The organism is Colwellia hornerae (assembly GCF_007954355.1).
Lineage (GTDB): Bacteria > Pseudomonadota > Gammaproteobacteria > Enterobacterales > Alteromonadaceae > Colwellia_A > Colwellia_A hornerae.
Window position 1 is genome coordinate 1 of the sequence record NZ_VOLR01000048.1, and the last position, 7736, is coordinate 7736.

General features: G+C 37.7%; 7 protein-coding genes and 1 pseudogene. 2 read left to right on the forward strand and 6 right to left on the reverse strand.

Features of this window, described 5'->3' with window-relative positions; all coding sequences use genetic code 11:
- Positions 1 to 323 (reverse strand): annotated as a pseudogene (locus ESZ26_RS19305) (hypothetical protein); the annotation flags it as partial.
- 116 nt (positions 324 to 439) lie between these two features.
- Between ESZ26_RS19305 and rsmD the strand changes: the two are divergent.
- Positions 440 to 1024, forward strand: a complete 585-nt coding sequence (gene rsmD, locus ESZ26_RS18535; protein ID WP_146796417.1) for a 16S rRNA (guanine(966)-N(2))-methyltransferase RsmD — start codon at positions 440 to 442, stop codon at positions 1022 to 1024.
- Positions 1025 to 1089: 65 nt separating this feature from the next.
- Here the strand turns inward: rsmD and ESZ26_RS18540 are convergent, their stop codons facing one another.
- The 3 genes from ESZ26_RS18540 to ESZ26_RS18550 all read right to left on the reverse strand — a co-directional run bounded on the left by ESZ26_RS18540 (position 1090) and on the right by ESZ26_RS18550 (position 4182).
- Positions 1090 to 2658, reverse strand: coding sequence for a serine hydrolase (locus ESZ26_RS18540; RefSeq protein WP_146796415.1), 1569 nt, complete (start codon positions 2656 to 2658; stop codon positions 1090 to 1092).
- Between the two features lie 46 nt (positions 2659 to 2704).
- Positions 2705 to 3304 (reverse strand): YjaG family protein, encoded by a 600-nt coding sequence (locus ESZ26_RS18545; RefSeq protein ID WP_146796412.1) that lies wholly within the window; start codon positions 3302 to 3304, stop codon positions 2705 to 2707.
- Positions 3305 to 3417: 113 nt separating this feature from the next.
- Positions 3418 to 4182 carry a SapC family protein gene (locus ESZ26_RS18550; RefSeq protein ID WP_146796409.1) on the reverse strand — a complete coding sequence of 255 codons (765 nt, stop codon included), beginning with the start codon at positions 4180 to 4182 and terminating at the stop codon, positions 3418 to 3420.
- A 239-nt stretch (positions 4183 to 4421) separates the two neighbouring features.
- On the opposite strand from ESZ26_RS18550, the gene ESZ26_RS18555 reads away from it, so the two are divergent.
- On the forward strand, positions 4422 to 4742 hold the full coding sequence (locus tag ESZ26_RS18555; protein WP_146796406.1) for a hypothetical protein: 321 nt from the start codon (positions 4422 to 4424) through the stop codon (positions 4740 to 4742).
- Positions 4743 to 4838: 96 nt separating this feature from the next.
- Here the strand turns inward: ESZ26_RS18555 and glmS are convergent, their stop codons facing one another.
- Together glmS and ESZ26_RS18565 are read right to left on the reverse strand one after the other, a co-directional pair.
- Positions 4839 to 6671, reverse strand: coding sequence for a glutamine--fructose-6-phosphate transaminase (isomerizing) (glmS, locus tag ESZ26_RS18560; RefSeq protein WP_146796403.1), 1833 nt, complete (start codon positions 6669 to 6671; stop codon positions 4839 to 4841).
- A gap of 12 nt (positions 6672 to 6683) precedes the next feature.
- Positions 6684 to 7445 carry a DeoR/GlpR family DNA-binding transcription regulator gene (locus tag ESZ26_RS18565; RefSeq protein ID WP_146796400.1) on the reverse strand — a complete coding sequence of 254 codons (762 nt, stop codon included), beginning with the start codon at positions 7443 to 7445 and terminating at the stop codon, positions 6684 to 6686.
- Positions 7446 to 7736 lie beyond the last annotated feature (291 nt).

Below are 7736 nucleotides of genomic sequence, written 5' to 3' on the forward strand. Positions count from 1 at the left end.
GGCTCTGGCTCTGGCTCTGGCTCTGGCTCTGGCTCTGGCTCTGGCTCTGGCTCTGGCTCTGGCTCTGGCTCTGGCTCTGGCTCTGGCTCTGGCTCTGGCTCTGGCTCTGGCTCTGGCTCTGGCTCTGCAAGAATATTGTCGACAACAATGTCATCGATTACAAGGCTTTCACCTTGAATTTCTTCAACATTCTCTGTGACCTTTTCTTCAGAAACATCAAGTGTTTCTACTGATGTTTCAACAACATCGGTAACTTCTTCAGCAGCTTCTTCTTGCTGACGTCCCAAACCTAACCAGGAAAATAGACCTTTTTTCTTCGACATAACAATAAATTCTTCTCTGCACCATCATTTTGATGGCAATAGTTCACTAAACAAGGATAAAATCCTCGCTATAGTAGCACCTAAAAACAATACAAAAAACAAAAGCTGAGTAAGATATGAACAAACAACGTAAACAATCAGCAAAACCTAACAATAAAGGCAGTATTCGTATTATTGCCGGATTATATCGTGGCCGAAAGTTGCCTGTTTTAATGGCGGAAGGTTTAAGACCAACCACAGATAGAGTAAAAGAAACCGTCTTTAATTGGTTAATGCCTTATATCCAAGACAGTCTCTGTTTAGATTGCTTTGCTGGCTCTGGTGGTTTGGGTTTTGAGGCATTATCACGAGGGGCAAGCCATGTTAGCTTCGTAGAATTAAACAAAGCGGCTGCTCAGCAATTACTTGAAAACCAGCGTTTACTAAAATCAGCTAATGTCTCGATAGTAAATAGCGATGTGCTAGGTTTTATTGAAAAAAACACCAACAAATTTGATATTGTCTTTATTGATCCGCCTTTTCGAAAAAATTTAGTTGAGCAAACAGCCAAGCAATTAAACGAACACAGTTTAGCTGATAACGCTTTGATTTATGTAGAAATGGAAAGTGAGCAGAATAATCAACAGCTGCCCATAAACTGGACACTATTAAAAGAAAAAATAGCAGGACAAGTCGTTTATCGTTTATACCAAAAAATGTAACGTCAGTTTATTGCTGGGAGTTAATGCTAACCATAACTCCCACCTTAACATCATCTTTCGAACGCTTACTGTTTAGGTTTAAGCTTTAAGTCGTGAAAATCAAAACTAAAATCGGTTGCGCGCGACACAGCTTGCATTGTTACCTCGTTAATTGAACCGTCCGGGTTCAGATTAAAGTTAACAAAAGCATCTGCTTCCAAGGTTCTGTCATCCCAACGCACAATAAAGGTATTGTGTTGATAATGCTCTAATACACCGTGTAATGCGGGTGTATGACCAAACTGCATGCTTAAGGCATTATTTGCATAGTTAATCGCTATATCACCATACCAATTATCTTGATAGGTTTGTGCATAAGCTTTTAAAGGTAAAGAATGACGTGAATTTTTATCAAGATTAGTGGCAGCTGCTGCTAAACGATTTTTTTCTGTGCTGTTACGTTGCTCACTCATCGTCGCATAAAAATCCACCCAATCTTTTTCAGGCAAGTCTAAATATTGATTTAATATTTGATGATAAATCGCATTAAAAGCATAGCCAGATTGCTGGTTTGTTAAAATAACCATCGCTAAGTTTTCTTCTGGGACTAAGACAACTTTAGAGACCATACCTAGAATGCCACCACTGTGATGAACTAACTTTACACCATGGTAATCATTTAAAAACCAACCTAGACCATAACCAGAAAAATGGGTTTTATCATTTTTTGTCGCGGTAGATGATACAGGTAATATTGTTCGCATTTGCCACATGTTGTGGCTTTGACGTTCACTAAAAATTTTTTTGTTATCACCATAACCGCCTTCATTTAACTGTGCTTTCAGCCATAAAGACATGTCATTAACACTTGAGGCAACAGATCCCGCTGAAGAAAACTGTTCTAAGAAGTTACCGCCAACCACATTTAACTTGCCATCTAACGGAACATGAGCACGAGCAACATTTTTGTTATTTTTTGAAATCAGTGAAAATTTTGCTTTGGTATTCTTCATCCCTAAGGGCTTAAAAATAGTTTCTTTAATATTTTCTTGCCAAGTTTTTCCGGTAACTTTTGCGATGATCTCGCCGGCAATAACATACATTAAATTATCATAAGCAAACTCACTGCGAAAACTTGAAACCTCGGGTAAATGCTTTAAGCCTTTGATAATATCTTTATTGGTTAACGTTGTACCAGGCCAAATCATCAGGTCGCCTGCACCTAAGCCTAAACCGCTGTTGTGTGATAATAAATCAAGTAGGGTAAACTCGCGAGTCACATAAGCGTTTGGCATTTGAAATTCAGGGATAATATCGATAACTTTTGTTTGCCATGTCAATTTCCCTTGATCCACCAAGTTCGCTAATAACGCAGCGGTCATCGCCTTGGTATTAGAAGCGATACCAAACAGAGTATCACCATTAACCCTATTATTTGTGCCGTATTCAGCTAAACCAAAGCCTTTGCTCATCACCACTTTGTTATCTTTGATAATAGCAACCGCGACACCGGGCACTTGAAAAGTATTCATTGCCTTATTAATCGATTTTTCGATATTTTGATTTTTTTGTTCAAGCGTATTTGCCGGATTAGCAAAAGCTAATGAGGTAAATAGATAGGCTGCTGTCATCAAAATAGTGTGGAATAATTTCATCTTTTATCCTAATTGTTTAGTTATTCTAATAAGTAGGTTGTACATCCTAAGTAATTTCAATGCCTAAATTGGATAATCCTTCCTCAAGAACCATAGCTTTAATTTTAATACAGGTTTCTTTATTTTCAGGAAAATCTTTTAGTGCGTAATAGAGTTCATTTTGCGTATCAAACTCCCACTCCATTAATGGGTGTTGTTCAATTTCTTTAGTGGTAATGTCATTATCATCATCAGGGTCTCTTTGATCAGCAATCATCAGTTCAACATAATAAGTTACGCTATTCTCTGATAATCTTGAGACAATTTCAGCGCCTTGCACCTCTTTATCTTGCATCGCCTGTAAAAGTGACATCGTTGCCATAGTCGCATCAATAGCTGGAAATACCCCAAAAAAATCAAAACCTTCTGGATCGGGTATTTGCGGTTCCAATTTATTTATTTGTGCATCATAATTTATTTTACAACGGTTATTTTTATCAAGCCACTGCCAGATAAGCGCTAATTGATTACGTAATACTGAAAACTCACCAAAATCTGCATGTTCAGAAAAAACTTTATAATTGGGGATCATTCGCTCTAATAATGCAGCAGAAAAAGCGATCTGTTGCCATTGACTTAAATGGGAAAAAGGAAGTTGAATAGCCACTGTACTCTCCATGGAAAAGTTTAAAAAATGAGTATATCCCAGAATATAACATTACGTTTATTTAGATATAAAAAAAGAGCCATAAGGCTCTTCTCTTTAAAACCCTTAAGCGATTATGCTTCAGCAGTTTCTTTAGCAAATTGTATTTGAATAGCCGTTACTTTTTGTTCACTATCAGATAAATTGCGTAATTGAGCTAAACGATTAATTTGACCAATAGATCCTAACATCGCATGAATAGGAATAAATAGACCTCGTTTATGGAAATCTAAAACTTTAGCTTCGCTAAGTTCCTGAAGTTTTTTCTCGTTAATACCAAATAAGCCAACCAGTTTTTTATTTTCACCGGTACTAAAATTGATGTGCAATTCTAATTCTTGCAATAAATCGTTTTCAGCTAATTCAACCATGAATCTTTCAGTCATCGTTTCGTTTTCATATAAACGGCCTAATGACTCTTGAACGTTTTTATAAAAATCGGTAACCAAACCTTCAGCGTCAAACAAGGCATTATCTTTGTCATCGCCTACATAAGCACTGTCTAAATCGATATAAGTCGTTAACGTTTTCTCTTTATCTGGGTCTATACCTAAACCAAACGGCATCATAGATGCACCATGTGGTAAGTAAGTACCGGTCCAACGTTCATCTTTATAGTATAAGTTTTCGCCAGCTTCTAGTCCTAGCATTACGATACTACGGTAACTAGAGCCCTCAGGCTGTTTAACTAAGAATATAGGAAAGCTGTTAGCGGCTTTGGTATATTCTGCTGCTGTAATAGGAGCAATATGTTGCTTTTCAATATGTTCTAAGCCACGTTTAGTAGTAACTTTTAAATTCTGGTGTTGATCTTTTCTTACTGGAACGACGTTAGCCATAATAATATTCTTCTCTTTAATGCATGCGCTTTTCGTTTAAAAAATTTTAGCGCTTTTATAATGTTATAAATAGTTATGGTGCCAATAGGGAGAGCTTTCAATGGTATCTAAAAAATAATGTTATTTTTATTTAAATATGCAATCACTTTTCACTCTACACGATAAGTCAGCTATACTTTTTCAAAGAATATCAAATAGCTAATACTTACCCCTTATTTAAAGAAAAAAATGTAAATTTAATGAAAAACTTACTCATCACCCTATTTTTTGCGTTATTAATATTGTTATTAACAAATATTGTCTATGCAAAGCCAAAAACAAAAACTATTTATGGCCGTAATTTAGACGGATTTGCACAAGTTAAAATAAAAAACAACACCACTGAAAGTCTTGCTTGTTATATTGCAATAGACGGTTATAAAATAAAGTTTCGTTTACAAGCGCTTCGTGAATCGAAATGGTACACCGCCACAGATAAACGTTTCCAATATCGTAGCTTTAGTTCTTGGTGCGATTATTTAACGTTTTATCCTGAGTATTTAAAATATCAAAGCTTCTAATTATTTTCATCGCATACTGCTTTAATGAAACCTACAAATAAAAACGCCACTAAGGTTAGTGGCGTTTTTGTAAATTATTTTCTATTAAAGTGACTGCTACTCAACGGTAACTGATTTTGCTAAGTTACGCGGTTGATCAACATCTGTACCTTTAATTATCGCGACATAATATGATAGTAATTGCAACGGTAAGGTATAAACAATAGGGGCGATTAAATCGTCACATACCGGCACATTAATAACTTTCATCGTATCGTCGCTGGCAAAATTAGCTTCACTGTCAGCGAACACATACATTAAGCCGCCACGGGCGCGTACTTCTTCGACATTTGATTTAAGTTTTTCAATTAAATCATTTTTAGGCGCAACAACGATAACAGGCATATCAGCATCGATTAACGCTAATGGACCATGTTTTAATTCACCAGCAGCATAGGCTTCAGCGTGAATGTAAGAGATTTCTTTTAACTTCAACGCCCCTTCCATTGCAATGGGGTATTGATCGCCACGACCTAAAAACAAAGCGTTGTGTTTGTCAGCAAAGTCTTCGGCTAAATCTTCGATAGAACTTGCTAGCGCTAAGACTTCTTCTAGTTTACTTGGTAAAGCCATTAATGAACTGGCGATTTCATTTTGAACGGTTTCACTCATACCGTGATGTTTACCGATAGCCCAAGTCATCATCAACAAGCCGACTAACTGTGTGGTAAATGCTTTGGTAGAAGCAACGCCAATTTCTGCACCGGCTTTGGTCATGAAAGCGAGATCAGATTCACGCACTAACGATGAGCCGGCTACGTTACAAATAACTAAACTCGCTTTATAACCAAGCTCTTTTGCTAAGCGAAGTGCCGCTAAAGTATCAGCCGTTTCACCCGACTGAGAGATAGTCACGATTAGGGCATTTTTAGGAACATGCGACTTTCGGTATCTAAACTCACTGGCAATCTCTATATTACACGATACACCCGCTAACGATTCTAACCAATACCGTGCCACCATACCTGAGTGATAGCTAGTACCACAGGCAATAATCTGTACGTGTTCGATACCCTTAAATATTTCATCAGCGCCTTCGCCAAAAGTATTCATATCGAGCACATTACCCGACAAGCGACCCTCTAACGTATTGCGGATAGCCGTAGGTTGTTCGTAAGTCTCTTTTAGCATGTAGTGACGGTACTCACCTTTATCACCACTATCTTGACTGATATCTTGTTCTTTTGCTTCACGTTTTACCGGTACACCATGAGTGTCGAATACGTTGACTTCAAAACGAGTCACTTCAGCAACATCGCCTTCTTCAAGAAAAGCAAACTTTCGGGTAACTGGTAATAGTGCCATCATATCTGAGGCAATAAAATTTTCACCAACGCCATAACCTATCACTAAAGGGCTGCCAGAGCGTGCAACAACTAAGCGGCTCTTATCTGCGGTATCAAGCACGACCGTGCCATAAGCGCCATCTAGTTGCTTAACTGTTTTTTGTACAGCTTCAAGTAACGTCGCTGATGTTTTAAGTTCAAGATGAACCAAATGAGCGATAACTTCAGTATCTGTTTCTGAAACAAATTCGTAGCCTAATCCTTGTAAGCGAGTTCTAAGCTGTTGATGGTTCTCAATGATACCATTATGCACCACGGCAATATTATCACTGGCAATATGTGGGTGAGCGTTCACTTCGCTTGGAGCACCATGAGTAGCCCATCGCGTATGAGCAATACCTGTACCGCCTGATAAAGGGGTGGCTATTAAGGCGTCTGCTAACTCTTGTACTTTACCTAAGCGGCGTACTCTGTTTAATTGATTGTTGTTATCAATTATAGCAACACCCGCTGAGTCATAACCGCGGTATTCTAGGCGTTTTAACCCTTCAACTAATATATCTGCTACATCACGTTGTGCTACAGCACCTACGATCCCACACATAAATTTTTCCTTTTATTTTGCAATGAGTAATTTAACGTCTTGTTCTAATAATTTGGCTTTGAGTTCATCAGACAAATCTGCATCTGTGATCAGTATGTCTATATTTTGCCAAGGGATTTCAACGTTAGGTATTTTACGATTAATTTTTTCAGATTCAACAAGCACGATAACTTCACGAGAGACATCAGCCATCACACGGCTAAGCCCTAGTAGTTCATTAAAAGTGGTTGTGCCACGTTCTAGATCGATACCATCGGCACCAATGAAAAGTTGGTCAAAATCATATGATCTCAAAACACTTTCCGCTACTTGACCTTGAAAAGACTCAGAATGTGTATCCCAAGTGCCTCCGGTCATCAATAATGTTGGCTCATTCTCAAGTGCGTGCAAATCAGAAGCTATTGCTAACGAGTTGGTCATAACGATTAAACCTTGTTTGCTATTAAGCTCTTTAACTAAGGCTGAAGTCGTACTGCCGCTGTCGATAATGATGCGGTTATGATCACGAATGAGTGTCGCCGCTTTACTGGCGATTGAAACCTTTCGTTTCGAAACTTTATCAGACTTATGCTCAATTATATCTCTCGGTAAAGGTACGGCTCCACCGTAGCGTCTGAGCAATAATCCGCTATTTTCTAGCGCGGCTAAATCTTTTCTAATGGTTACTTCTGAGGTAACGAATTTTTTTGCAAGACTATCGACACTTACTTCTCCGTGCTCATTAAGCTCAGAGATAATACTGTGGCGACGCTGCTGGGTGTTTCTTTTTGACATGCGATTAAATTTATCTTTTGTTTCGATACTTATCTTACAGAATAAGTTTCGTTTAGTAACTTAAGCTATTAGAACAAAAGTATGCTTTTATGGCAATAAATATTTATTTCACCCATATTAATCCGGATTAATATCAATAAAAATAAAAAAGAGGCACATATAGCTAATGCCGATCAGTTAAGCAATTTATAGCTTGATTAATTTGTTAATGAGATCAAAATCCAGTGATTAATATCACTGGATTTTTTTTATGCAACTTTCTACCGCTCTTTCTTTAGTTAATTCAAATAA